This window comes from Rhodospirillales bacterium (assembly GCA_016699855.1).
Lineage (GTDB): Bacteria > Pseudomonadota > Alphaproteobacteria > Reyranellales > Reyranellaceae.
Window position 1 is genome coordinate 3,418,335 of record CP064988.1, and the last position, 23,958, is coordinate 3,442,292.

General features: G+C 68.1%; 18 protein-coding genes, 1 tRNA gene and 2 pseudogenes. 10 read left to right on the forward strand and 11 right to left on the reverse strand.

Going from position 1 to position 23,958, the window contains the following annotated elements; translation table 11 throughout:
- Nucleotides 1-41 precede the first annotated feature (41 nt).
- From IPK81_16085 to IPK81_16115, 7 genes and pseudogenes are all read right to left on the reverse strand, one after another.
- Entirely contained in the window at nucleotides 42-1,127 is a 1,086-nt protein-coding gene (locus tag IPK81_16085) for an NADH:flavin oxidoreductase/NADH oxidase (GenBank protein QQS11109.1), read from the reverse strand.
- Nucleotides 1,124-1,870 (reverse strand): TetR/AcrR family transcriptional regulator, encoded by a 747-nt coding sequence (locus IPK81_16090; protein ID QQS11110.1) that lies wholly within the window; start codon nucleotides 1,868-1,870, stop codon nucleotides 1,124-1,126. The genes IPK81_16085 and IPK81_16090 overlap by 4 nt, the downstream gene beginning before the upstream one ends.
- A pseudogene (locus IPK81_16095) lies at nucleotides 1,870-3,509 on the reverse strand (acyl--CoA ligase). Before IPK81_16095 ends, IPK81_16090 begins: the two are co-directional and overlap by 1 nt.
- Nucleotides 3,510-3,908: 399 nt before the next feature.
- Nucleotides 3,909-4,586, reverse strand: a complete 678-nt coding sequence (locus IPK81_16100) for an EthD domain-containing protein (GenBank protein QQS11111.1) — start codon at nucleotides 4,584-4,586, stop codon at nucleotides 3,909-3,911.
- 72 nt (nucleotides 4,587-4,658) lie between these two features.
- Nucleotides 4,659-5,657, reverse strand: coding sequence for a TRAP transporter substrate-binding protein DctP (dctP, locus tag IPK81_16105; GenBank protein QQS11112.1), 999 nt, complete (start codon nucleotides 5,655-5,657; stop codon nucleotides 4,659-4,661).
- Nucleotides 5,658-5,682: 25 nt separating this feature from the next.
- Complete coding sequence (locus tag IPK81_16110; protein QQS15147.1) at nucleotides 5,683-6,936, reverse strand: TRAP transporter large permease; 1,254 nt, start codon at nucleotides 6,934-6,936, stop codon at nucleotides 5,683-5,685.
- Between the two features lie 101 nt (nucleotides 6,937-7,037).
- The gene (locus IPK81_16115) at nucleotides 7,038-7,556 is read right to left on the reverse strand and encodes a TRAP transporter small permease subunit (GenBank protein ID QQS11113.1); all 519 of its coding nucleotides are present in this window, start codon (nucleotides 7,554-7,556) and stop codon (nucleotides 7,038-7,040) included.
- Between the two features lie 92 nt (nucleotides 7,557-7,648).
- Here IPK81_16115 and IPK81_16120 point away from each other — a divergent pair.
- The 9 genes and pseudogenes from IPK81_16120 (at nucleotide 7,649) to IPK81_16160 (ending at nucleotide 17,399) form a co-directional block, all read left to right on the forward strand.
- Nucleotides 7,649-8,045, forward strand: a pseudogene (locus IPK81_16120) (ADP-ribosylglycohydrolase family protein).
- Between the two features lie 445 nt (nucleotides 8,046-8,490).
- Entirely contained in the window at nucleotides 8,491-9,348 is an 858-nt protein-coding gene (locus IPK81_16125; protein QQS11114.1) for an enoyl-CoA hydratase/isomerase family protein, read from the forward strand.
- 232 nt (nucleotides 9,349-9,580) lie between these two features.
- Nucleotides 9,581-9,883, forward strand: coding sequence for a cytochrome c (locus tag IPK81_16130; protein QQS11115.1), 303 nt, complete (start codon nucleotides 9,581-9,583; stop codon nucleotides 9,881-9,883).
- 212 nt (nucleotides 9,884-10,095) lie between these two features.
- Complete coding sequence (locus IPK81_16135; protein ID QQS11116.1) at nucleotides 10,096-11,766, forward strand: amidohydrolase family protein; 1,671 nt, start codon at nucleotides 10,096-10,098, stop codon at nucleotides 11,764-11,766.
- A 213-nt stretch (nucleotides 11,767-11,979) separates the two neighbouring features.
- The gene (locus IPK81_16140; GenBank protein ID QQS11117.1) at nucleotides 11,980-13,005 is read left to right on the forward strand and encodes a TRAP transporter substrate-binding protein; all 1,026 of its coding nucleotides are present in this window, start codon (nucleotides 11,980-11,982) and stop codon (nucleotides 13,003-13,005) included.
- A 16-nt stretch (nucleotides 13,006-13,021) separates the two neighbouring features.
- Entirely contained in the window at nucleotides 13,022-13,531 is a 510-nt protein-coding gene (locus tag IPK81_16145; GenBank protein ID QQS11118.1) for a TRAP transporter small permease, read from the forward strand.
- Nucleotides 13,532-13,533: 2 nt separating this feature from the next.
- Nucleotides 13,534-14,826 carry a TRAP transporter large permease gene (locus IPK81_16150; protein QQS11119.1) on the forward strand — a complete coding sequence of 431 codons (1,293 nt, stop codon included), beginning with the start codon at nucleotides 13,534-13,536 and terminating at the stop codon, nucleotides 14,824-14,826.
- 50 nt (nucleotides 14,827-14,876) lie between these two features.
- On the forward strand, nucleotides 14,877-16,457 hold the full coding sequence (locus IPK81_16155; GenBank protein ID QQS15148.1) for an AMP-binding protein: 1,581 nt from the start codon (nucleotides 14,877-14,879) through the stop codon (nucleotides 16,455-16,457).
- A 150-nt stretch (nucleotides 16,458-16,607) separates the two neighbouring features.
- Nucleotides 16,608-17,399 (forward strand): enoyl-CoA hydratase/isomerase family protein, encoded by a 792-nt coding sequence (locus IPK81_16160; GenBank protein QQS11120.1) that lies wholly within the window; start codon nucleotides 16,608-16,610, stop codon nucleotides 17,397-17,399.
- Between the two features lie 491 nt (nucleotides 17,400-17,890).
- Here the strand turns inward: IPK81_16160 and IPK81_16165 are convergent.
- Nucleotides 17,891-17,980: transfer RNA gene (locus IPK81_16165), tRNA-Ser, on the reverse strand.
- A 125-nt stretch (nucleotides 17,981-18,105) separates the two neighbouring features.
- Between IPK81_16165 and IPK81_16170 the strand changes: the two genes are divergently transcribed.
- Complete coding sequence (locus IPK81_16170; protein ID QQS11121.1) at nucleotides 18,106-18,438, forward strand: hypothetical protein; 333 nt, start codon at nucleotides 18,106-18,108, stop codon at nucleotides 18,436-18,438.
- A 7-nt stretch (nucleotides 18,439-18,445) separates the two neighbouring features.
- Here the strand turns inward: IPK81_16170 and lepA are convergent, their stop codons facing one another.
- The 3 genes from lepA to pheS form a co-directional block, all read right to left on the reverse strand.
- Nucleotides 18,446-20,245, reverse strand: a complete 1,800-nt coding sequence (lepA, locus tag IPK81_16175) for an elongation factor 4 (GenBank protein QQS11122.1) — start codon at nucleotides 20,243-20,245, stop codon at nucleotides 18,446-18,448.
- A 186-nt stretch (nucleotides 20,246-20,431) separates the two neighbouring features.
- Nucleotides 20,432-22,834 carry a phenylalanine--tRNA ligase subunit beta gene (locus tag IPK81_16180; protein QQS11123.1) on the reverse strand — a complete coding sequence of 801 codons (2,403 nt, stop codon included), beginning with the start codon at nucleotides 22,832-22,834 and terminating at the stop codon, nucleotides 20,432-20,434.
- The gene (gene pheS / locus IPK81_16185) at nucleotides 22,831-23,931 is read right to left on the reverse strand and encodes a phenylalanine--tRNA ligase subunit alpha (GenBank protein ID QQS11124.1); all 1,101 of its coding nucleotides are present in this window, start codon (nucleotides 23,929-23,931) and stop codon (nucleotides 22,831-22,833) included. The genes IPK81_16180 and pheS overlap by 4 nt, the downstream gene beginning before the upstream one ends.
- Nucleotides 23,932-23,958 lie beyond the last annotated feature (27 nt).

Genomic DNA, 23,958 nt, shown 5'->3' on the forward strand with positions numbered 1-23,958 from the left:
GGCGTGCCCGGTCACGGAAAGACTCGGGGCTTCCCGTGTTGTCACCATGCTGTCCTGCCGCGGCTCCGGGCTACCGCGCGGGCGTACTGGATAGGCCACTCCGGGTCCCCATCGAGTTCCTCCTTTGCCTTCGCCGCCCAGTTCGGGTCGCGCAGAAGCGCGCGACCCAGGAACACCAAGTCGGCCGAACCGGAGGCGATGATGGCCTCCGCCTGCGATGGCTCCGTGATCAAGCCTACAGCCCCTGTCGAGATGTCCGCCTTGCGTCGAATCTCCATCGCGAAGGGCACTTGGTAGCCTGGGGCGACGTCCGCAGCCTCGCGCGGAACGACCGCGCCACTGGAGCAATCGACGAGGTCGATCCCGACCTCCTTGAGCCATAGCGCGATCTGGACGGACTGCCCGAGATCGAGGCCGCCTTCGACCCAGTCGATGACGGACAACCGGATGAACACGGGCAGATGCTCCGGCCATTCTTCCCGCAGCGCGCGCGCGACCATGAGCGGGAACCGCGCCCGGTTCTCGAGTGTACCGCCGTATTGGTCGCGGCGGTTGTTGCTCAGCGGCGACAGGAACGAGTGCAGGAGGTAGCCATGGGCGAAATGGCCTTCGACGATCTGAAAGCCCGCTCGTAGCGCCCGCCGCGTGGCGGCGCGAAACGCGTCGACGGTGCGCAGAATGGCGGACTCATCCATCTCCCGGGGCGCTTGCCAGCCTTCGTCGAACGCCATCGCGCTGGGGCCGAGAAGCGGCCATTCGCGATCTCGATCGAGCGGTCCGTTGCCCTCCCATGGCCTGAAGCGCGCACCCTTGCGCCCGCCGTGAGCCAACTGGATGCCGGCGACCGCGCCGTGCCCGCGTATGAAGTCGACCACCTCCCGCAGACCCGCGACGTGGTCGTCCGACCATATCCCGAGATCCTGCGGCGATAGCCGACCCTCCGGCGTCACGGCGGTCGCTTCGGTCATCACCGCCGCCACTCCACCTAGGGCGCGGGCGCCGAGATGGACGAGATGCCACGGCTGAGCGGCGCCATCGACCGCCGAGTACTGGCACATCGGCGACATCACGACGCGATTGCGCAGCGTCAGGGAACGAAGCGCGAGGGGCGAAAAGAGCGCGCTCATTGCGCGGCCTTCCGCGTGCGACGAGGACCAGGACACTCGCGGGCCGCGACGACGGTGGCGACCGATTCGCCACGACCGAGCGTCCGCAACCGCCGCCAGCCGGCCTTGGTCAGCAGCGCATGCAGGAAAAGGTCGAGACCCTCCTTGATGTACCCCTCGAGCGTGGTGATACGCTTGAAATGCCAGGCTTTCAGGGCCCAGCCATGGGCGAGGAGGACGATACGGTAGGTGACCAGGTCGAGGTTCACGGCGCGGAAATAGCCGGCCCGGATGCACCCGTCCAGACAGTCGGAGATCATCTTGTTGGTACTGAGCTCCAGCTGCATTAGCACCTTCTGGCGACCGCGCGACAGGGATTTGGTCTCGCGGTAGGCGAGCGCGGTGGCGCCGACGTTCCTTCCGACAGCCCTGCAATACGTCTCCACGGCCGCGCAGAACCGGTCCAGCGGATCGGTCTTGCCGGCGATCGCTTCGGGGATCTCGCGCGCGTAGTTCTCAAGCAGCGAGACGATCACCAGGAAGAGAACGTCCTCCTTCTCTCTGACATATGTGTAGACCAAGCCGGGGCTGAAGCCCGCCACCTCGGCGATGTCCTTGATCGTCGTACGATGAAACCCGTTGGCGCCGAAGCATTGCGCCGCCGCCGCCACGAGCTGCGAACGTCGGCGCTCTATCAGTCCGGCGTCGTCGGTCTGGCTTTCGATCTTGACCCGGCTCGACGCGCGGATCGCCGATGTGCGCATCAGGTTCCGGCCCCCCTGAGTTCGTCTCGCAGCTCCCGCTTCAGAATCTTGCCCGAACCGTTGCGGGGAAGCGGCTGATCCAGGATCGTGAACGACTCCGGCGTCTTGTAGTCCGCCAGGCTGGCGGCGCAGAACGACCGGAGATCCTCGGCCGTGACCTCCCGCGTCGCGCGGCTGACGTACGCGTGCACGCGCTCCCCCAGCACGGGACAGGGGACGGCCACGACCGCGCACTCAAGCACGCCCGGGTGCCCGGCCAGGACGTTCTCCACCTCGGCGCTGTATACCTTGTAGCCGCCTCGATTGATCATGTCCTTTTTCCGATCCACCAGGTGAAGATAGCCGTCGGCGTCGACGTAGCCGAGGTCGCCGGAATGCCAGTAGCCGGCGGTGAACGAGATCGCCGTCGCGGCCGGATCGCGCCAATAGCCCGGCACCACCATCGGGCCCCCGATCCAGAACTCGCCGATCTCCCCCGATGGAACCTCGCGGCCCAACTCGTCGACCACGATCACGTCGGCGCATTGGACGGGACGACCGACCGTCTCGCGCCGTGCCAGCCCCTGATCGAACGGCGTGAGGCTGGTCGGGGAACTCGTCTCGGTGGCGCCGTAGCCGTTCATGAGGGTCAGACCCGGCAATCGTTCGCCCAGCGCCAGGATCGCCGATTCGGGCATCGGCGCGCCGCCATAGCTGCCGAGCCGCCACGACGACAGGTCGCCGCGGCCAAAGTCTGGGGCGAGCAGGAGCAAATTGTACATCGCCGGCACCAGGACCGTGTGCGTCATGCGCTCCCGGACCGCGAGGTCGAGGAATCCCCGGGAGCTGAACGACGACAACATGAGCGTCGTTCCACCCACATTGATCATCGACAGGATGATGGCGACGAGCCCGGTGACGTGGGTCGCAGGGACGGCAAGCAGCGACCGCTCGCCGCGTCCCAACCTGTGCGCCAGCTCGAAGTGCCGCACGGAGTGCCAGACGTTGAGATGCGTCAACATCGCCCCCTTCGGCCGGCCCGTGGTACCCGAAGTGTAGAGAAGGAAGGCTGTGTCCTCTTCGCCGGCGCACAGGCGCGCCATGTCCAACGGCTCGCCCAGCGGCAGGTTCTCGAACCGCAGATCGCCGCCGGCGGTGCCGCAATCGATCACGTGCCGCAGACTGGACACGCCCTCGACGGCCGCCGTCGCGCCGTGGGCCTCGGCGTCCCGCACCAGTAGGAGGCCTGGGAATGCTCGAGCACGTAACGCAGCTCCTCGGCGGCCAGGCGAGTGCCGACCGGCACCGCGATGGCGCCGATGCGCAGTGCCGCCAACATCGCCACTACGAACTCGGCCCGATTGCCAAGCGTGAGCGCTATGCGGTCACCACGCCCGACGCCGAGGCGGACGAATCCCGACGCGGCGCGCTCGACCCACGCGCCGAGCTCGCGGTAGGTCAGTCGAATGGCGCCCGCCACCACAGCCTCACCGTCGGCGTGCGACGAGACGCCGCGTTCCAAAAGCGCGAACAGATCGGGCGTTCGATCGGCGAAGCAGCGGACGACGCGGTCACCGAAATGCGCCTCATGGCGAATCGCCGGCCCGGTGCCATCTCCCAGGCCGCGACGACCCGCTTGGTCTCGATGGTCGGCGTTCATTGGATGCTCGATCCGTCGTCAAATTGGACAATCGCGCCGATGACAAACCGCGCGCCGGGAGCGACGAGGAAGGTCAAGGCGGCCTCAAGGTCCCCGACCCGCCATCGGGCCACCGGGGCGGTGACGGCTCGATCATCCGGGGCGGCGCCTCGCTCGACGGATCCCGGGCAGCTGTTGGGGTCCAGAAGTGGCCAGGACGGAGCGCGGACACGTCGATGCGATGGTGAGCCCGCTGGCGCCGCCGACGGGCCATAGCCTTGGTGGTGTAGATGACGGTGCCCTTGCGCGGCGATCGCCATTTCGGTCATCGACGCATTCCCTTCGCCCGTCGCGAAGCGATGATACTCCGGCGTAAAGCTCGATTGCTGGTCATCCAACGTCCCATCTGGTCGATGAACTTCACGGGAACCCGCGCTGGAAGATCGTGACCTCTCGCACGGCGAGCGCCACGAGCACCTCATTAGGATCGCCACGACAAACAAGGCTCATGAGCGGCTCCTCGGAGAGACAGCGGGCGCGCGCTTCCGGCGAGTCGAACCAGACCTCCCATATCCGGCCGTACTCGACCGCGGCGCGACCCAGGCCGAGCGCGCTCGCGGACGCCGTGTCGAGGTCGTTGCGGACGAGCTTGCGAATGCATCCCGGGAGGGGGCCAACCATGGCGTGATCTTCCGGCGCGCGGGGCGTTCCCGAACGACAGGCGATGATCGCTTTCGCGGCTCCTTCGCCCGCCACGACGACGGTCTCCTCCGCGAGCACGGAAACAGTGCGCGACATGTCGAACAAACGCTCCTCGTCGGGGCGCACGTTCGCGTAGTCGGGGTGCTGGAAGAAGCCTTGACGATAGTCGGTCCGCGGCACCTGGAATGTCACCGTGACGCCGGTGAACGGCGGGTCGTCGTCGCCCAGAAGATCCCCCTCGACATGGTTCTGATCGTAGCGATACGCGAACCTCTGGAATCCCGTCTGCGCGGCGGCGAGCGGACCGTGCACCTCTAGATAGTGGCGCGAGAATATCTCGCGCGTCAGCGCTGGATGGCGTCGCAGCATGGAGAAGCGTTTGATGACGGAAGCCATAGCCTTCCCCCCGGCGGGGATTCGCGCCGGGCGTCCTCGAGGGGCCGCCTGGCGATCCATGACAAGCGGCGCTCAGCGCTTCCTGTCGGCGAACTCCTTCTTACCCTTCTGGATCTCCTGGAACAGTTCCTGCGCCTTGGGGCCCAGCGTCTTCACATGCTCGAGCAAGTTGGGTTCGACCAGCGCCTGCCACTTGGCCCGCTCGGCGTCGCTCAGACGGGCGACCTTGCCGCCCTTGGCCACGAACGCGTCCAGCTTCTGCTTCTCGTCGGCGAACCAGCGATCGCGCACGCCGTCCGCGGCCGGGAGGCCGGCGACGATGGATTTCCGGTCGGCCTCCGGCAACGCATCCCAAGCGGCCTTGTTCACGAAGTAGAGCCAGGGATGGTGGAGATGCTGTGTCATGACGAAGTTGGGCGCGGACTGGGCGCCGGGCGTCGTCGCGTAGAAGGGGCAGGGGAGGTCGGCGGCCACCACCAGGTTCTGCTCGAGTCCAGGCCAGAGTTCGCTGATGGGCAAGGACACGCCGTTGACGCCCAATGACTGCCAGAAGACCTTGGAAGCCACGGCTGGAGAGACCCTGACCTTGGCGCCCTTCAGGCTTCCCGGCTCCGCGCACGCCATCTTGCAGAAGACGCCGTTGTATCCGGCCTCGTGGATGGCGAGCAGCTCAAGCCCCTTCTCCGCGAAGAACTTGCGCATGACCGGCAGCGCGAACTTGTCGAGCACGTAGCGCCGCTCGGCGTCCGAGGACCACACGTACGGCAGGCTCACGACCGTCGCGTCGGGCACCGCCACACCGGCGCCGAACGCCGACGTCGCTCCCATTTGCAGCCGGCCGCGCGCGACCTGCTGGACCATCTCCTGTTCGTTGCCCACGAACTGGCGCTCGACGGTGACCCTCCCGCCGGTCGACTTGCCGATCGTCGCCAGCAGTTCGTCGTCGAGCGTGGCCCCGAAGGTCGGTGGCTGCATCAGGGTGCCGAGCTTCCATTGCTGTTGGCCATGGACCGGTCCGGCGAGGCCGAGGGCCAGAAGGGCTAGAGACCAGGCCTTGAGATGGTTTCGCATGTTTGTTTCCTCCTCTACGCGTTGGTTACTTTCCGACCAGGTAAAGTGTGAGCGGCGGCCACGCGCAGACGATCGCGAGCCAGCCGAGCATGATGAGCACGAAGGGCACCACTGCCTTGCAGATGAAAGCGAAGCTCTCGCGAAAGGCCGCCATGGCCACGATCAAGTTGAGCCCAACCGGCGGGGTGAGGTAGCCGATCTCGAGATTGGCGGTCATGATCACGCCGAGATGCACTGGATCGAATCCAGCCCCCTTGCCGATGGGCGCGATCAAGGGCCCGAAGATCAGGATCGCCGACCCGACATCCATCAGGCATCCGACGACCAGCAGCAGCAGGTTGATGCCGACCATCACCGCCACCGGGCTGCTGACGTTGCTCTGCACGAGTTGCACCCAGCTCTTGGCGATGCCCTCGTAGTCGAGGATCGTGTTCAGGCTGTTCGCGATCGCGATCAAGGGTAGCAGCGTGCCGAGCATCTTGACGGTCTCGACGAGCACGGCCCGGTAGTCGGGGAGTTTGAGCTCACGGTGGACGAAGACCTCGACGAGCAGGGCGTAGGCGAGCGATACCGCGGCAGACTCGGTCGGCGAGAAGTACCCAGAGTAGATGCCTCCCAGGAGGATGACCGGCAGCAGCATGGCGAATATGCCGGCTCTCATCGAGACCGCGACAAGGCGCAACCGCAGCGGCTCGGTCGCCTGTTGGCGGTTGACGGCCCAGGAATAGACCGCGAACAGCGCGGTCAGCAGCAGACCCGGCCCGATCCCGCCGATGAAGAGGTGCGTGACGGAGGTCTCGGTCGCAAGTCCGTACAGGATCATCGGAATGGATGGCGGGATCATGATGCCCAGCGTGCCGGCGGAGCAGATCAGGCCGATCGCGAACGATCTGTCGTATCCCGCCTTCAGCAGTCCCGGATACATGATCGTGCCGATCGCCAGCATGGTCACGATCGACGAACCCGAGATCGCGGCGAAGATCGCGCAGGCGAGGACGGCGGAGATCGCCAGTCCGCCGGGAATGGGCGAGGTCAGAGCGACCATCACGTCGATCAGCCGTTGCGCGATCGAACCGCGCGTCATCAACGCACCGGCAAGCACGAACATGGGGACAGCCAGCAGGACTTCCCGATCCACCGTGAACCACATGTCCTGCACGAGGTACTCGACGGAGCTGCTCTTCGCGAAATACTGGTGCGTGAAGGCGGTGGCGGCGGCGAGGATCAGCACGACCGGCTGGCGGAGGAACAACAGACCCAGCACCAGGACGCCGAAGATCGCGACCCGTGGCGAGAGGACCCCGAAAACGCCGCACGCCGCGACGCCCAGCAGCAGCGCGGCCGGGACCGCCGTCCGACCGGCGTTCGCGCTCGCGGGCGTCATTGCGGCTCCGCCTCGCGCGGACGCAGCGCTGGATAGGCCGCGAAGCAGAGATATCTTAGCGACGAGGCGTAGAAGATGTAGGGCAGAACGAGCTGGACCGGCCAGAGCTCGGCGTAGAAAAGAAGATCCACCTCGCCCAACCGCATGCTGCTCTGCACATACTTCACGGCGAACCAGCCGAGCATCGCGCACAACGCCGCCGAGACGACATCGCCGAGGCGGCTCATCGCGGGATGCCAGGTGGTCGGGAATAGATTGTCGACGGCGGAGACTCGTAGATGGCCACCGGCGTGGACGACCACGGCGAACCCCAGCAGCCCGGCGATGGCGTTGCAGTAGACCGCCAGTTTCTGAGCGCCGAAGATGCCCTGGCCGAAGGCCTCCCGGGCGACCACATCGATGAATAACGCACTGGCGACTAGGAGAAGCGCCATGCACGTTACGAACAGTTCGACCCGGACGAGCCATGTCAACGCGGCCGCGACGCCCCGCTGTCCCGTGCGATCGGATTGCATGCGCGCAACCCCTCCCCGTAGCCCCGCCAACGGTCTTCTGCGCCGTTCGACCGCACGCTACACGATTTCATCGTTGATTGAATGGCCATTCAATGCGCCACTCGTCGGACCGCCGTCAGGCGAGAGTGGCGGTCCGCGCCGTACGGCCCGGCGCGATCAAGTCGAAGGCGCAGGAAAGCCATGTACTGGCTGCGAAGCCGGTCGGGAGGCCGAAGCCGGTGCCGCACCGGGCGAAAGCCACGCCTCCTCCGTCCGCGCCACCGGCCGCCACGTCGGAGGACCGGGCGCTGGGCTGCCTGCTGGGCCTGGCGGTGGGCGCCGCGCTCGGCACGACGCTGGAGTTCAAACCCCCGCGATACCTACGAGCACGTCACCGACATGGTCGGCGGCGGCCCGTTCCGGCTGAAGGCGGGGGAGTGGACCGACGACACCAGCATAGCGCTGTGCCTGACCGACAGCCTGCTGAAGCGGTTCCGGCGCCTCGTCTGATGCCCACGAAAGGAGATCAAGGATGCCGCAAGCGAGTCCTGGAATGGCAGGCCGCGCATCCGACGTTCACCTGGATCGCTTGGAGTATCGTCTGGGCGGTCGTTTTGGCGTGGCTGCTTTATCCGCGGACGGCCGGCGGGGTTTGATCGCCGGAAGTGAAGCGCCCGTGTCGCATCGGCGACTCCGGCCCCGCCGCACAGGGCCGATAGCCCGATCCGTATCTTGTCCCTGGCTGAACGCCGCTCGCTCGTGCGGCGCCCGGCGTCCCGGGGCCGGCGCGGCTTCGATCCGCATCGGCTGCGATGGCCTGGTCCCAGAGCGGACTGGTCGTCGCGACGGCTGCCCAGCTCCCGGGGCCGTGGCGTTCGCGGCGGCAGGCATCCCTGCTAAAGAGGATCGCCAAGTGTCTCGGACATGCCGCCAGCGGGAGCGGAGGGGAAGCGCCATGGCCTACGAATACGAACTCCTGGATGTCGCGGTATCCGGCAGGATCGCGACCATCACGATCAGCAACCCGCCGGTCAACGTCATCACGCTCGCCCTGCTGGCGGAGCTGGAGGCGCTCTCGCACGAGTTGAAGGCGGACCCCGACCTCACGGTCGTCGTCTTCCGCAGCGCCGATCCGGATTTCTTCCTGGCGCATTTCGACGTGGCCGCGATCTTGAAGCGCCCGACCGACACGCCGGCCCGCCGCGATACCCAGATCAAGCCCTATCACGCCATGTGCGAGCGCTATCGCACGATGGACAAGGTGGTGATCGCCCAGATCGAAGGCCGGGTCGGCGGCGGCGGCAGCGAGCTGGTGGCCTCGTTCGACATGCGCTTCGGGGTGCGCGGCAGGACCAAGATCAACCAGATGGAGGTCCCGCTCGGCATTCTGCCCGGCGGCACCGGCACGCAGCGGCTGCCTCGGCTGATTGGACGCGGGCGGGCGATGGAATTGATCCTGGCGGGCGACGACCTGGACGCGGAAACCGCGGAGCGGTGGGGTTATCTGAACCGCGTCTACGAGGAGAAGGAGATCGGCCCGGCGGTCGAGAGGCTTGCTCGCCGGATCGCGTCTTTCCCTCCGGAGGCCGTGCGCTTCGCGAAGCAAAGCGTCAATCAGTCGGAGCGCCCTCTGCTCGATGGGCTGTTCGAGGAGGCCTACCTGTTCGACCAGACCCTGCGCACCGCGGGCGCCAAGGCCAATATGCGACGGTTCCTGGAGATCGGGGGACAGACGCGCGAGGGCGAGCTGCGTATGGGCGAGCTCTGCGCCGAGCTCGGCGCAAGTGACGAAGGGGCGACGGGGCGGGGATAAGGCCGTCCAGCTAGCCGGTCGCCGCCGCGGGTATATCCACGTCGCGCGCCTCGGCGCGCGGTGCTGGAGCGGGTGGCTAGGCGGTGATGCCGACGGCGCGACGATTGACGCCGCATTCCCGGCCTTCGGATGCGGATCCGGTGGCGGCATTGGCTGGCGACCGTCCTCGTTCATGTCCGCCGGCGACGACCGGCGATCGAAGGGCTACGATTGGCGACGGATGGTGAGGCGGATGCGAAGAACGATGGCGGTGGTGGTGGCCGTGGCGCTGCTGGCATTACCGGCGGCCGCGCAGGATGCGCCGGCCGGACGCCGTCTGGCGGCGCGCTGGTGCGCGGCGTGCCATGTCGTCGAACCCAGCCAGGGCAAGGCCACCGACAACGCGCCGACCTTCTGGGAGATCGCCGCCCGGCCGGGCACGACGGCGGAGTCGCTCGATCGTCACCTTTCGAGAGGACATACGCTCATGCCCGACTTCTCGCTGGACTCCCAGGAGCGCGGCGCGCTGGTTGCCTACATCCTCAGTCTGCGCTGATATCGGCGAACCACGGAAGAGCGTCGCCTGGGCGCAGCGCGAGCGGCTCGACGCCGATCGTGACCTGCGGGGAACCCGGCAAGGTCGCGCCGTGCGGTCTCACTCGATATCGGGATACTGATACTCCGCCATCGGACATCCGACGCCATTGCTTGAGTTTCGCTGTCGTTCCTACACTGCGCCAGAGCTGGAGGGCGACGGCGATGCATGACGTGATTTTCCGCGACGCGCTGATCATGGATGGCGTCGGCGCCGAGCCGTACCACGCGGATCTCGCCGTGGACGGCGACCGGATCGCAGCCATCGGCACCGATCTGGGATGGGCGCGCCAGACCGTCGACGCGGACGGCCTCGCGCTGATGCCCGGCATCATCGACGGCCATACGCACTACGACGCCCAGGTGACGTGGGACCCGTTCGTCGACCCCTCTCCGGCGCTCGGTGTGACGAGCGTGGTGATGGGCAACTGCGGATTCACCATCGCCCCGTGCCGGCCGGAAGACCGCGATCTCACCATGCGGAATCTCACGCATGTCGAGGGGATGTCGCTCGACGCGCTGCGGGCGGGCATCGATTGGGGGTTCGAGACGTTTCCGGAATACCTCGCCATGCTCGAAGCGAGAGGCGTCGGACCCAACGTGGCGGCGTTCGTCGGCCACTCGTCCGTGCGGACCTACGTCCTACGGGACGAAGCTTCGCGCCGCGCGGCGACGGACGCCGAGATAGAGGAGATGGCGGCGATCGTCCGGGCGGCGATGCGGGCCGGCGCGGTCGGATTCTCATCGACCACGAACGAACCGCACAACGGCGAGAACGGTGTCCCCATGCCGTCGCGGCTGGCGGACAGACGCGAAATGGAGGCCCTCACCGGCGCGATGGGCGAGGGTGGACGTGGCGTGTTCATGACGACCAAGGGCGCGTGCACCTCGATCTCCGAACTGGAGGCGCTGGCGGCGCGCTGCGGGCGTCCCGCGCTCGTCTCCGGCTTCCTGCACAACCCTGCCAACCCAAACCGGGCGCAGGGCTTCCTCGACGAGATCGCGGCGGCGCGCGCGCGCGGCGTCCGCATGTGGGGCGAGGTCTCCTGCTGCCCGCTCACCATGGATTTCACCATGAGGAGCGCCTACATCTTCGAGGGCCTGCCGGCCTGGAAGCCGGCGATGGAAGCGAAGGGCGCCGCCCTCAGCCGCGTCTATGCCGATGCGGCCTTCCGCGAGTCGGTCAAGCGCGACCTGGTCAAGTTCCGCGGTCTACGGGCCTTCAACAGCGAATGGCACAAGCTGCACATCGTAGAGACGGCGCTGCGGGAGAATGCGACCCTTGAGGGCCGCTCGATCGAGGAACTGGCGGCGATGAAGGACGCCCCCCATCCTCTCGACGCGCTTCTGGACCTGGCGCTGCAGGAGAACCTCGACACGCTTTTCACGGCCGTGCTCCTGAACTCCGACGAGCGGTCGGTGGCGCCGCTCGTCAACGATCCCGACAACTACGTCACGCTGTCGGATGCCGGCGCGCACCTGACCTTCCTTTGCGACGCGGGATTCGGCCTGCACCTCCTGGGTCGCTGGAGCCGCGAACTCAAGGTGATGAGCATGGCGGAGGCCGTCCGCAAACTGACCACCCAGCCGGCCGCGATCTTCGGCATTCATGATCGTGGCCGCCTGGCGCCCGGGCTCGCCGCCGACCTGTTCCTGTTCGACCCCGCCACCGTCGGACGCGGTCCCAAGAGCCGCCGCCGCGATCTGCCCGGCGGCGGGGCGCGTCTGGTGACCCCGGGCATCGGCGTGCACGGGGTCTGGGTCAACGGGCGCCGGCTCGTCGACGCGCACGGCGGCGTCTCGACGGCGGAGCGGCCCGGCCGCGTATTGCGAGATTTCGCCTGAATGAGGCGGCCGCGCGCGCCTGCGGCACGTTCGACGGCCCGGGATCATCGTGGCGACCGACACATGGGTAGTATCGCCATATCACATGGCCGGGCGAATTGCCCCGCGCCGCTATCCAGACTATCGGTGAACGACGGTTCATCCGGCGTTCGCCAGGCGATCGGTGTCCGAGCCCGGCCGGCCGAAATAAGAACGCGTGGAGGAGGAAACACAATGTTTCGTGCGATCGCTCTCGCCTTGGTCGGTCTGACCCTCTTCGCGATGACGCCTGCGCGCGCGCAGACGACCATCCTGACCGTGAGCACGTGGGTGCCTCCGGGACATCCGATCAACACGATCATGCTGCCGGCGTGGTTCAAACAGGTCGAGGAAGCCACCCAGGGCCGCGTGAAGTTCCGCGTGCTGCCCAAGGTCGCGGGCGCCGTCGGCGGGCAGATCGACGCGATCCGCGACGGCCTCGCGGACATCGGCTATACGCCGCACGGCTACAATCCCGGCCGTTTCGTTCTGCAGGAGCTCGCCGAGCTGCCGCTGCTCGGCGAGACGTCGCTCGAGAGCAGCATCGCCTACTGGCGCATCTTTCAGAAGCATCTGGCGAAGTTCAACGAGCACGAGGGCGTCACGGTCCTGAGCGTGATGGTGAGCGAGGGCCGCCTGCACAACGCCCGGCGCGAGATCACCTCGGTCCGCGACCTCAACGGCCTCAAGATCCGGGTCGCCGGCGGCAACACGGTCGAGACCGCCAAGCTTCTCGGGATCGTGCCCGTGCAGAAGCCGATCAACGAGATCTTCGAGATGCTGACGTCCGGGATCGTCGACGGCGCGATGATGCCGATGGTGACCGTTCAGAGCTTCGGCCTGCTCGACAAGCTCACGCATACGCTCGTGGTGCCGGGCGCGCTCTACAACTCCAGCTACTCGCTCTTCGCCAATCCCGCGAAATTCTCGAAGCTTTCGCCCGAGGATCAGGAGGCCATCCGGAAGGTGTCTGGCGAGAACTTCGCGCGCATCTGGGGCGCGACGGCCCGCGACGGCGACGCCAAGGCCGAGGCCGAGGCCAGGCGGCTCGGCAACAAGGTGACCAACATAAGCCCGGCGTTCGAGGCGGAGCTGCGCAAGGCGCTGGAGCCGATCGACCGGTTGTGGATAGATCGCGCGAAGGCCAAGGGGATGGCCGACGCGGAGGAGATCCTGAAGGAGTTCCGCGCCGAGGCCAGGCAGGCCTCCGCCGTCCGCTGACGTCGGCGCCGCCGCGGTGTCCGAGCTACCCACCGACGCCGAGGTCGAACGACGCGTCGGGATGACCCGGGTCGAGCGGGTGGTATCCCGCGCCTCCCTTACGGTGGCTGGCGCCTCTCTGGTCTTGATGTCGTTGCTGACGGTCGCCGATGTCGTCGGGCGCGCATTCGGCCGGCCGGTCGCCGCCGCCACGGAATTGACCGAGATCCTGATGGTCGTCACCATCTTCTGCGCGTTGCCCGTGGTCACGCGGCGCCACGAGCATATCTCGATCGAGATACTCGACGCCGTGATGCCGGGAACGGCGCGGCGCCTGGCCGCCATCGGAGCGGGGATCCTTGGCGCCGTCTGCCTCGTCGCGGCGGCGTGGCGCGTCTGGGAGCTGGCGAAGCGCGCCCAGAAGGGCGGCGACTTCACGGCCTACCTGCAGATCCCGCTCGCGCCGATCATCGCTTTCATCGCGTTGCTCTGCCTGGTGCTCGCGGGCGCGTTCCTGATGACCGCTTTGCGCCCCCCGAGGCATTGACGATGACCGCCACGCTCATCGCCTTCGCCGCCCTCTTCACTCTGATATTCCTGCGCGTGCCGATCGGGCTGGCGCTCGGCCTGGTCGGTTTCCTCGGCTACGCGACCATCGTCGACCTGGGACCGGCGTCGTCGCTGGTCGCCCAGACGATCCGCGACGCCGGCCATTCCTACACCCTGTCCGTCATCCCGATGTTCGTGTTGATGGGCAACCTGGTCGCCCGCTCCGGCCTCGCCGACGACCTCTACGCCGCGGCGAACGCGTTCATCGGCCACCGCAAGGGCGGTTTGGCGATGGCGACAGTTCTCGCCTGCGGCGGCTTCGCGTCGGTATCGGGGTCGTCGGTCGCCACGGCCGCGACGATGTCCAAGGTGTCGTACCCGGCGATGCGGCGGTTCGGCTACAGCGACCGCCTCGCCACCGGCGCGATCGCCGCCGGCGGGACGCTCGGAATCCTCATTCCGCCCAGCGTCATCATGGTGATCTACGGCGTGATGACGGAAACCCATATCGGCAAACTGTTCGCCGCCGGTCTGCTCCCCGGTCTGGTCGGCATCGCCGGCTACATCGCGGCGGTCCGTTGGACGGTATGGCGCGACCCCGCTTCCGGTCCGGCCGGGCCGCGCACGCCGTGGGGCCAGCGCTGGGGCGTGCTCCGCGGCGTCGTCGGCGTGCTGGCGCTGTTCCTCATCGTCATGGGCGGCATCTATGGTGGCATCTTCACGCCGACCGAGGCGTCGGGGATCGGCGCGTTCGGCGCCGCGGTGTTCGCCGCGTTCCGCGGGCGGCTCTGGGGCGTCGCCTACGAAGTCCTGTCGGAGACCGCGCGCACGACCGCCATGATCTTCTTCGTCCTGATGGGCGCGCTGATCTTCGCGGAATTCGTCAGCTTCGCCGGGATGCCGGAGGCCCTGGTCGAGATCATCCGTTTCGCGGATCTGCCGCCGCTGGCCGTCATCTTCGTGATGATGGCGATCTACCTCGTCCTGGGCTGCGTGCTCGACTCGCTCGCCATGATCCTGCTGACGGTTCCGCTCTTCTTTCCGATCGTCATAGCCCTGGGATACGATCCGGTCTGGTTCGGCATCCTGATCGTGGTCGTGGTCGAGATCGGTCTGATAACGCCGCCGATCGGCATGAACGTCTTCGTGCTCAACTCCATGCTCCCCGACGTGCCGGTGACGTCAATCTTCCGCGGTATCGTGCCGTTCCTGGGCGCCGACATCGTGCGGTTGGCGATCCTGGTCGCGCTGCCCGGCATCAGCCTGTTCCTGCCGAAGCTCTTCTTCGGATAGGAGAACGGGTGCCCTCCACACCGTGCGAGACCAGAATGACCGACCCCCGGATGCCGCCGCGCGAGGCCGTCGTCACGCGCGATCTGATCGACGAGAACGCCCGGCGCATCCCGGACAAGGTCTTTGTCCGGTTCGAGGACGGCTCGAGCTGGACATACGCCGGTCTGAGGGAGCGCGTCGTCCAGGTGGCGACCGGTTTCCAGGCGCTCGGCGTCGAGCAGGGCGACTTCGTCCTCTCGTGGCTCGCCAACGGGCCGCACGCGTTGGCCGTCTGGTTCGGACTCAACTACATCGGCGCCATCTACGTGCCCGTGAACACCGCCTACCGCGGCTCCCTGCTGCGGCACGTCATCGCCGATTCACGCGCCCGGCTGATGGTCGCCGACGCCCGCCTGGCCCCGCGCCTCGCCGAGATCGACGTCGCCGGCGTGCGACAGGTGATCTGTATCGGCGCGGAAGCGCCCGCCATCGACGGAATCGAGGTGTTGGGGGAGAGCGTGCTCGCGCCCATGCGCGGCGAGCTCGCCGCCCCCGAGCGGCCGATCCAGCCATGGGACACCCAGGCCGTCATCTACACCTCGGGAACCACAGGACCATCCAAGGGCGTGCTGTCGTCATACCTGCACATCCACAGCACGGGACGCGCCTATCCGATCGGTCCGGAGGACCGAACCCTGGTGAACATCCCGCTGTTCCACGCCAGCGGCACGGGCGCCGTCTATCGGATGCTCATGCACGGCGGGTCGATCGCGATGGTCGAGGCCTTCAACACGTACACGTTCTGGGACACGGTCCGCGCCACGGGCGCGACCACGCTGACGCTTCTCGGCGCCATGACGCCGTTTTTGATGAAGGAGCCGCCCGGCGACCGCGACCGGGACCACACCCTGCGCAAGGTGACGATGGTCCCCCTTGGCGACGATTCAGCCGCGTTCACCGAACGTTTCGGCGTCGACGTCTACACGGCCTTCAACATGACGGAGACGTCGTGCCCGATCTTCTCGGACCGGAACCCGCGGAAGCGGGGGACGTGCGGCAGGCCGCGGGCCGGCGTCGAGGTCCGGATCGTCGACGGGAACGACTGCGAGGTGCCGGTCGGCGCGATCGGCGAGCTGATGATCCGGACCGAAATGCCCTGGGCGATGAACCACGGCTACCACAACAATCCCGAAGCCACCGCGCGCGCGTGGCGTAACGGCTGGTTTCACAGCGGCGACGCGTTCCGCCGCGACGCCGATGGCGACTACTTCTTCGTCGATAGGATGAAGGACGCCATCCGGCGCCGTGGCGAGAACATCTCCTCGTTCGAGGTCGAGGCCGAGATCTGCGCCCATCCCGACGTGCGCGAGGCGGCGGTCGTCGCGGCCGCCAGCGAGTTCAACGAGGACGAGGTGCTCGCGATCGTGGCGCCGGTCGAGGGGCGTACGCTCGACCCGGTTGCCCTGATCGACTTCCTGGCGGGACGCCTGCCGCACTTCATGGTCCCGCGCTATCTGCGCATCGTCCCCGAGCTGCCGAAGACGCCGACGCACAAGGTGCAGAAGCACCTCCTGCGCGGCGACGGCGTGACGGAGGACACCTGGGATCGCGAGAAGGCGGGCATCGTCTTCAAGCGGCAGGCTCTGCGGTAGGCGGCCCCTGGCGGACTACCGGACCAAGGATGCGGAAATGGCCGATGACACGGGACTAGCCGCTGGGCCCACCCCGGCAGCCCGGTCGTTGTCCGCTCGGGTACGCACGCCTGGTCAACCCACGCGACTGGTCCACTATTGGAGAACTCCATGACCTACGAGACCATCAAGCTCTCCCTCGACGCCCGCGGTGTCGCGACTCTCACCTTGGCGCGTCCCGAGCTGCACAACGCCATGAACGGCGTGATGTGGCGCGAGATGCTCGACGCTGCGCGCGCGCTGGAAGCGAACGCCGACGCGCGGGTCGTCGTCCTGACGGGCGAAGGTCAGAGTTTCTGCGCCGGCGGCGATCTGGGCTACCAGCAGGCGCAGGGCGACGCGGGCCTCGACCAACGGCTCGACGAGGCCAGGCGATTCTCCGCGTTGCTGCACGCCCTCGATTCGCTATCCAAACCCCTTGTCGGCCGCATCAACGGCGCCGCGTACGCCGGCGGCTTCTCGCTCATCTCCGTGACCGACGTCGCCATCGGCGTCGATACCGCGAACTTCGCCATCACCGAGGCGCGGCTTGGCCTGGTGCCCGCCATCATGCTGCCTTTCGTGGTGCGCCGCCTCGGCGTCGTGAACGCCCGGCGGCTGTTCCTGACCGCGCGCCGCTTCACCGCCAAGGAGGCGGTGTCCTACGGCCTCCTGCACGACGCCGTCGCGCCGGGCGCCTTGGACGCCGCCGTGGAGGACGAAGTCGCGCATGTGCTCCGATGCGGACCCGCCGCCGTGCGAACGATCAAGCAGCTGATCGCCCAGGCCGACCGGCACGGTGTCGCCGTGCCGGACGAGTTCACCATCGGCAAGGTCGCGGAGATGTGGAGCTCGCCCGAGGGCGCGGAGGGAATCCTCAGCTTCTTCGAGAAGCGCAGACCCGCGTGGAGCGCGCGCGTCTGATCGGCGGGCCGTCTCGCGGGGAGCTTTCGATGCCGCTACACCTTCGTACCCAGAACACGGCCCCATTCATCCCTTCGGCGTGCATCCTCGGGTTTCAGTCGGGCCCGCAGAGCGGCGGCGACCCTCTTGAGGAAATCCGGATGGGCCGAAAGCGGGTGGAGGCGCGGCCACGGGTACCGGTCGAGCTCCCTCAGCGCGCCGCTCCAAGTCGTGGGCGATTTCCGGTCGATGGGATCGATCCGGGACTCGGCTCACGCCGGTTTGGTCGGACCGGCGGCGGCGCGACTCGTCGGCCTCCGGGTCGCCAGGCGGAGCCGCATACCGACACTGCCCACTCAGGGGCCGGATAAAAGGCCGGAAACAGCGCCGGATAGGGCCCGTCACGGAGGCCGTTCCGCGGCGCCCGGTGTCGCTTCCGCGCGCGCAAAAGCCCGTCGTGGCGGGCATTTAGCCACTGCTCGGATAGGTAGATAAAACCTATCGCAATGCAATGGCGGAGAGGGCGGGATTCGAACCCGCGGTGGCTGTTACACCACGCACGCTTTCCAAGCGTGTGCCTTAAACCACTCGGCCACCTCTCCCGGAGGCGGCGCAAACTATACCGGCGGCGATGGTTTGCCAACGCCGCGGTTGGCGCCGCCGGCCGGCCGCTTCCCCTCGCCGCGGGTGGTCGTTACGATGCGCGCAGGGGAAGAGGACGGACCGAATGGCGATCCTGCGCGCGCTGGGCTGGCTGCTGGTCGTGCTGACGGCCGCCGCCGGCGTCGCCGACCTCACGGACAACGTAGAGACCGGCGAGCGCTCGCTGAGCGTCGTCGGCCAGCTCTGGGCCCGGATGCACGCGCCGAGCCTCAACCTCGTCCAGGCGGTCACCGAGCGCTACATCCATCCGTCGGTCTGGCAGTATCTGGCGCGGCCCGTCCTGCTGACGCCCGCGGTGCCGCTGTTCGGCGGCCTCGCGGCGGTCTGTCTGGCGGTCGGCTACTTCTTCCGCCGCGATCCGGAGGGCGGACGCCGCCGGCGCCGGCGCCGGCGCTGAGCGCCGGTCAGCTTCCCGTCTTGAGCGCGGCGAGGAAGGCCGACTGCGGGATCTCGACGTTGCCGATCTGCCGCATCCGCTTCTTTCCCTTCTTCTGCTTCTCGAGAAGCTTCTTCTTGCGCGAGATGTCGCCGCCGTAGCACTTGGCGAGCACGTCCTTGCGCATGGCGCTGATCGTCTCGCGCGCGATCACGCGGCCGCCGATCGCGGCCTGGATCGCGATCTTGAAGAGCTGCTTGGGGATCAGGTCCTTGAGCCGCTCGCACAGCGCGCGGCCGCGCGCCTCGGCGTGGGTGCGGTGGACGATGATCGACAGCGCGTCGACCACCTCGCCGTTGACCAGGATCGCGACTTTGACCAGCTCGCCCTCCTCGTAGCCGGCGATGTCGTAGTCGAAGCTGGCGTAGCCGCGGGTCACCGATTTCAGCCGGTCGTAGAAGTCGAACACGACCTCGTTGAGCGGCAGGCGGTAGACCACCATGGCGCGGGTGCCGGCGTAGGTCAGGTCGACCTGCGTGCCGCGGCGCTCCTGGCACAGCGACAGCACGGGGCCGAGATACTCGTCGGGCACGATGATCGTCGCCTTGATCCACGGCTCCTGGATCGAGGCGATCTTGACCGGATCGGGGTAGTCCGTCGGGTTGTGCAGCTCGATCGCCGACCCGTCGTTCATCTTGATGCGGTAGACGACCGACGGCGCCGTGGTGATCAGGTCGAGGTCGAACTCGCGCTCCAGCCGCTCCTGCACGATCTCCAGGTGCAGCAGGCCGAGGAAACCGCAGCGGAAGCCGAAGCCCAGCGCGGCGCTGCTCTCGGGCTCGAAGTGGAAGCTGGAATCGTTGAGGCGCAGCTTGGCCAGCGAGTCGCGCAGGTTCTCGTACTCGCCGGCGTCGGTCGGGAACAGGCCGCAGAACACCACCGGCACCGACGGTTTGAACCCGGCCAGCGGCTCGGCGGCGGGACGCCTGTCCTCGGTGATCGTGTCGCCGACCTTGCAGTCGGAGATCGTCTTGATGCCGGCGATGATGAAACCGACGTCGCCCGGCCCGAGCTCGCCTGCGTCGAACGGCTTCGGCGTGAAGTAGCCGACCTTGTCGATGTCGTGGGCGGCGCCGTTCGACATCATGCGGATCTTCATGCCCTTGCGCAGCACGCCGTCCTTGACGCGCACGAGCGTGACGACGCCAAGGTAGGAATCGTACCAGCTGTCGACCAGCAGCGCCTTGAGCGGCGCGTCGCGCTCGCCGGTCGGCGGCGGCAGGCGCGCGACCAGCGCCTCCAGGACGTCGTCGATGCCGAGGCCGGTCTTGGCCGAGATCAGTACCGCGTCCGAGGCGTCGATGCCGATGACGTCCTCGATCTCCTGGCGCACACGCTCGGGCTCGGCCGCCGGCAGGTCGATCTTGTTGAGGACGGGGATCAGCTCGTGCCCGGCGTCGATCGCCTGGTAGGCGTTGGCCAAGGTCTGCGCCTCGACGCCCTGGCTGGCGTCGACCACCAGCAGCGAGCCCTCGCAGGCCGCCAGCGAGCGGCTCACCTCGTAGGCGAAGTCGACATGGCCGGGCGTGTCCATCAGGTTCAGGACGTAGGTCTGGCCGTCCTTCGCCTTGTAGTTCAGCCGCACGGTCTGCGCCTTGATGGTGATGCCGCGCTCGCGCTCGATGTCCATGCTGTCGAGCAGCTGGTCGTGGAATTCGCGCGCCTCGATGCCGCCGCAGCGCTGGATCAGCCGGTCCGCGAGCGTCGACTTGCCGTGGTCGATATGCGCCACGATCGAGAAATTGCGGATCTTCGAGAGGTCGGTCATTCGACAGTTGGCGTCCGGGTTGGCGCGGGGCGGTGCCGGTAGATAGAGGCACGGACCGCGTCGCGCAATGCGCGCCGCGGCGAGCCGCCCGAATTTATCCTAAGTCATTGGAACATAACGCGAAAGTCGGTTGGCGCGACGGCGGTCCCGGTGCCGGCCAAAGGCGACGACCGGGCGCCGACATGGTCAGCCGCGTAGCGTTCCACCCGTCTGCTTCGCGATCTGCGCCACGACCTTGGCGCAGATCGCCTCGATCTCGGCGTCGGTCAGGGTCTTCTCGACCGGCTGGATGACGACCGACAGGGCCACCGACTTGCGGCCGTCGGCGACGCCTTTGCCGGCGTAGACGTCGAACACCTGCGCCGCCGTGATCATCGCCCGGTCGGCGGCGCGCGCGGCGCGCGCAAGGTTCTCCGACGCGACGCCGGCGTCGACGACGAAGGCGAAATCGCGTTCGACCGGCTGGAACGGCGATAGCTTCAAGGCCGGTCGCGTCTTCGTCGCCTTGGCCCGCACCGGAGGCGCCGCGTCGAGGAACACCTCGAACGCCGCCGCCGGGCCGCGCAGGTCGAGCCGCGCGAGGACGTCGGGGTGGACCTCGCCGAAGTACGCGAGCGGCCGGTCGCCCAGCACCAGCGCGCCGGAGCGGCCGGGATGGTACCAGCCCGGCGCCTTGGTCTGGGTGACGAGGTTGTCGACCGGCGCGCCGATCGCCGCGAGCGCCGCCAGCGCGTCGGCCTTGACGTCGAAGGCGTCGACGCCACGCTCGGCGCCGGACCAGTGGCGCGGCGCGCCCCGGCCGTAGCGCACGCCGGCCGCGACCCATCGCTGGCCGGTCGGCGTGGCGTCCTTGTACTGGGGGCCGACCTCGAACAACGCCGGATCGCGCAGGCCGCGCGCGTCGTTGCGGCCGCAGGCCTGCAGCAGGTTGGGCAGGATCGACGGACGCATGACGGCGAGGTCGGAGGCGATCGGGTTCAACAGCTTCAGGTCGGGCCCGACGCCACCGAACGCGCCGGCCAGCGCCTCGTCCATGAACGACCAGCTCATCGCCTCCGTCAGTCCGCGCGCCGCCAGCGCGCGCCGCGCGAAGGGCACGCGCCGCTGCTCGGTCGTGCGCACCGGCCGCGACACCGAGGAGTCGCGCGGCATCGAGACGGCATCGAGGCCGTCATAGCCGTGGACGCGTACGATTTCCTCGACCAGATCGGCCTCGCCGACGATGTCCGGCCGCCATGACGGCACCGCCACCGTCCACGGTCCGCCGCCGCCGCCCACGGTGAACCCCAGCTTCGCGAGGATGTCCTTCTGCGCCGCCGCGGGCACATCGATGCCGGCGAGCGTGCGGACGCGGTCGGGGCGAAGCGTGTACTCGCGCTGCCACGCGGGCATCGCGCCGCTCGACACCAGCTCGCTGGCTTCGCCGCCGCAGAGCTGGAGGATCAGGCGCGCGGCCACCTCGGCGCCCCACCACACCGAGTCGGGATCGATGCCGCGCTCGAAGCGGTAGCGGGCGTCGGAGTTGATGCCGAGCCGGCGGCCGGTGGCGGCCACGGAGATCGGATCGAAATAGGCGACCTCGAGGAACACCTCCGTGGTCGCCTCGGAGACGCCGGTCTCCTCGCCGCCCATGACGCCGCCGATGCCGTGCACGGCCTTCGCATCGGCGATCACGGCGATGGACCCGTCGAGTTCGTAGGTCCGCCCGTCGAGCGCCACGATCGATTCGCCCGCCCGCGCGCGGCGCATGACGAGATCGCCCGCCAGCTTGCCGGCGTCGAACACGTGCAGCGGCCGCCCGAGGTCGAACGTGGCGAGGTTGGTGATGTCGACCAGCGCCGAGATCGGCCGCAGGCCGATGTCGCGCAGCCGCTTCTGCAGCCAGGCCGGGCTGGGGCCGTTGCGCACGCCGCGGAAATGGCGGCCGACCACGATCGGGCAGCTCTTGAGCGCCGCTTCGCCGCCGTCGTGCGTCCATCGGATCGGGCTGGCGTAGGTGCCGGGCACCTTCGCGAAATCCGGCGCCTTGCGGCGGCCGACGCCGGCCGCCTCGAGATCGCGCGCCACGCCGAGCACGCCCAGCGCGTCGCCACGGTTTGGCGTCACCTTGATCTCGAACACGGGGTCGTCGAGCCCGAGGACCGACGCCGCGGGCAAACCGATCGGGGTGTCGGCCGGTAGGTCGATGATGCCGTCGTGCGAGTCGCTGAGCTGGAGTTCGCGCTCCGAGCACAGCATGCCGTCGCTGGCCTCGCCCCGGATCTTGCCCGGCTTGAGATCGAGCCCGGTGCCGGGGATATGCGTGCCCGGCGGCGCGAACACGCCCTTCATGCCCGTGCGCGCGTTGGGCGCGCCGCACACGACCTGGACGATCCCCTTGCCGGTGTCGACCTTGCAGACGCGCAGCTTGTCGGCGTTGGGATGCTGGATCGCCTCGACCACGTGGGCGGTGATGAAGCCGTCGAGCTTCGCCGCGCGGTCGTCGACGCCTTCGACCTCGAGGCCGAGCATGGTCAGGCGCTGGCGCAGCTCGTCGACCGTCGCGCCGGTCTCGAGGTGCTCGCGCAACCAGGACAGCGTGAACTTCATCGGCTGAGCCCTCCCGTCAGACTCGGGACGTCGAGCGCCGAGAAGCCGTAGTGGCGCAGCCAGCGCAGATCCGAATCGTAGAAGGTTCGCAGATCCGGGATCCCGTACTTCAGCATCGCCACGCGCTCGATGCCCATGCCGAAGGCGAAGCCCTGGTAGATATCGGGGTCGATGCCGCAGTTGCGCAGCACGTTGGGGTGCACCATGCCGCTGCCGAGGATCTCGAGCCACGAATCGCCCGCGCCGATGCGCAGCTCGCCGCCTTTCCAGGAGCATCCGATGTCGACCTCGGCCGACGGCTCTGTGAACGGGAAGTAGGACGGCCGGAAGCGGATCGGCACGTCGTCGACCTCGAAGAACGCGCGGCAGAAATCGCGCAGGCAGCCCTTGAGATGGCCCATGTGCGTGGCGCGGTCGATCACCAGCCCCTCGACCTGGTGGAACATCGGCGTGTGGGTCTGGTCGCTGTCGACGCGGAAGGTGCGGCCCGGCACGATGACGCGCAGCGATTTGCCCTCGGCCAGCGATTTCTGCACGCCCTTGTCGAGCATGGTGCGGGCCTGGACGGGCGAGGTGTGCGTGCGGAGCACGGTCGGCGTGCCGTCGGCGCGCGGCGGCAGGTAGAACGTGTCCTGCATCTGGCGCGCGGGATGGTCCGGCGGGATGTTGAGCGCCGTGAAATTGTGCCAGTCGTCCTCGATGTCCGGGCCCTCGGCCCACACGAAGCCCATCTCGCCGAAGATCGCGCAGATCTCGTCGATGGTCTGGCCGATCGGGTGCAGCGAGCCCGCGCGTTCCGGTCGGGCCGGCAGGCTGACGTCGATGCGTTCGGCCTCTAGGCGGGCGGTCAAGGCCGCGCCGTCGAGCGTGGTCTTGCGCGCTGCCAGCGCCGACTCGATCTCGTCGCGCAGCGCGTTGATGGTGGCGCCGAACGATTTGCGCTGGTCCGGCGGCAGGGCGCCCAGGGTCTTCATCTGGCCGGTGACGCGCCCGCTCTTGCCCAGCGCGGCGACGCGCACCGCGTCGAGCGCGCGTGGGTCCGCGGCGGCCGCGATCGCCGCCAGCGTCTCGTCCCGGATGACCGACAACTCGTCCATCACCGTCCCTCCCGGCGCCGCAAGTGG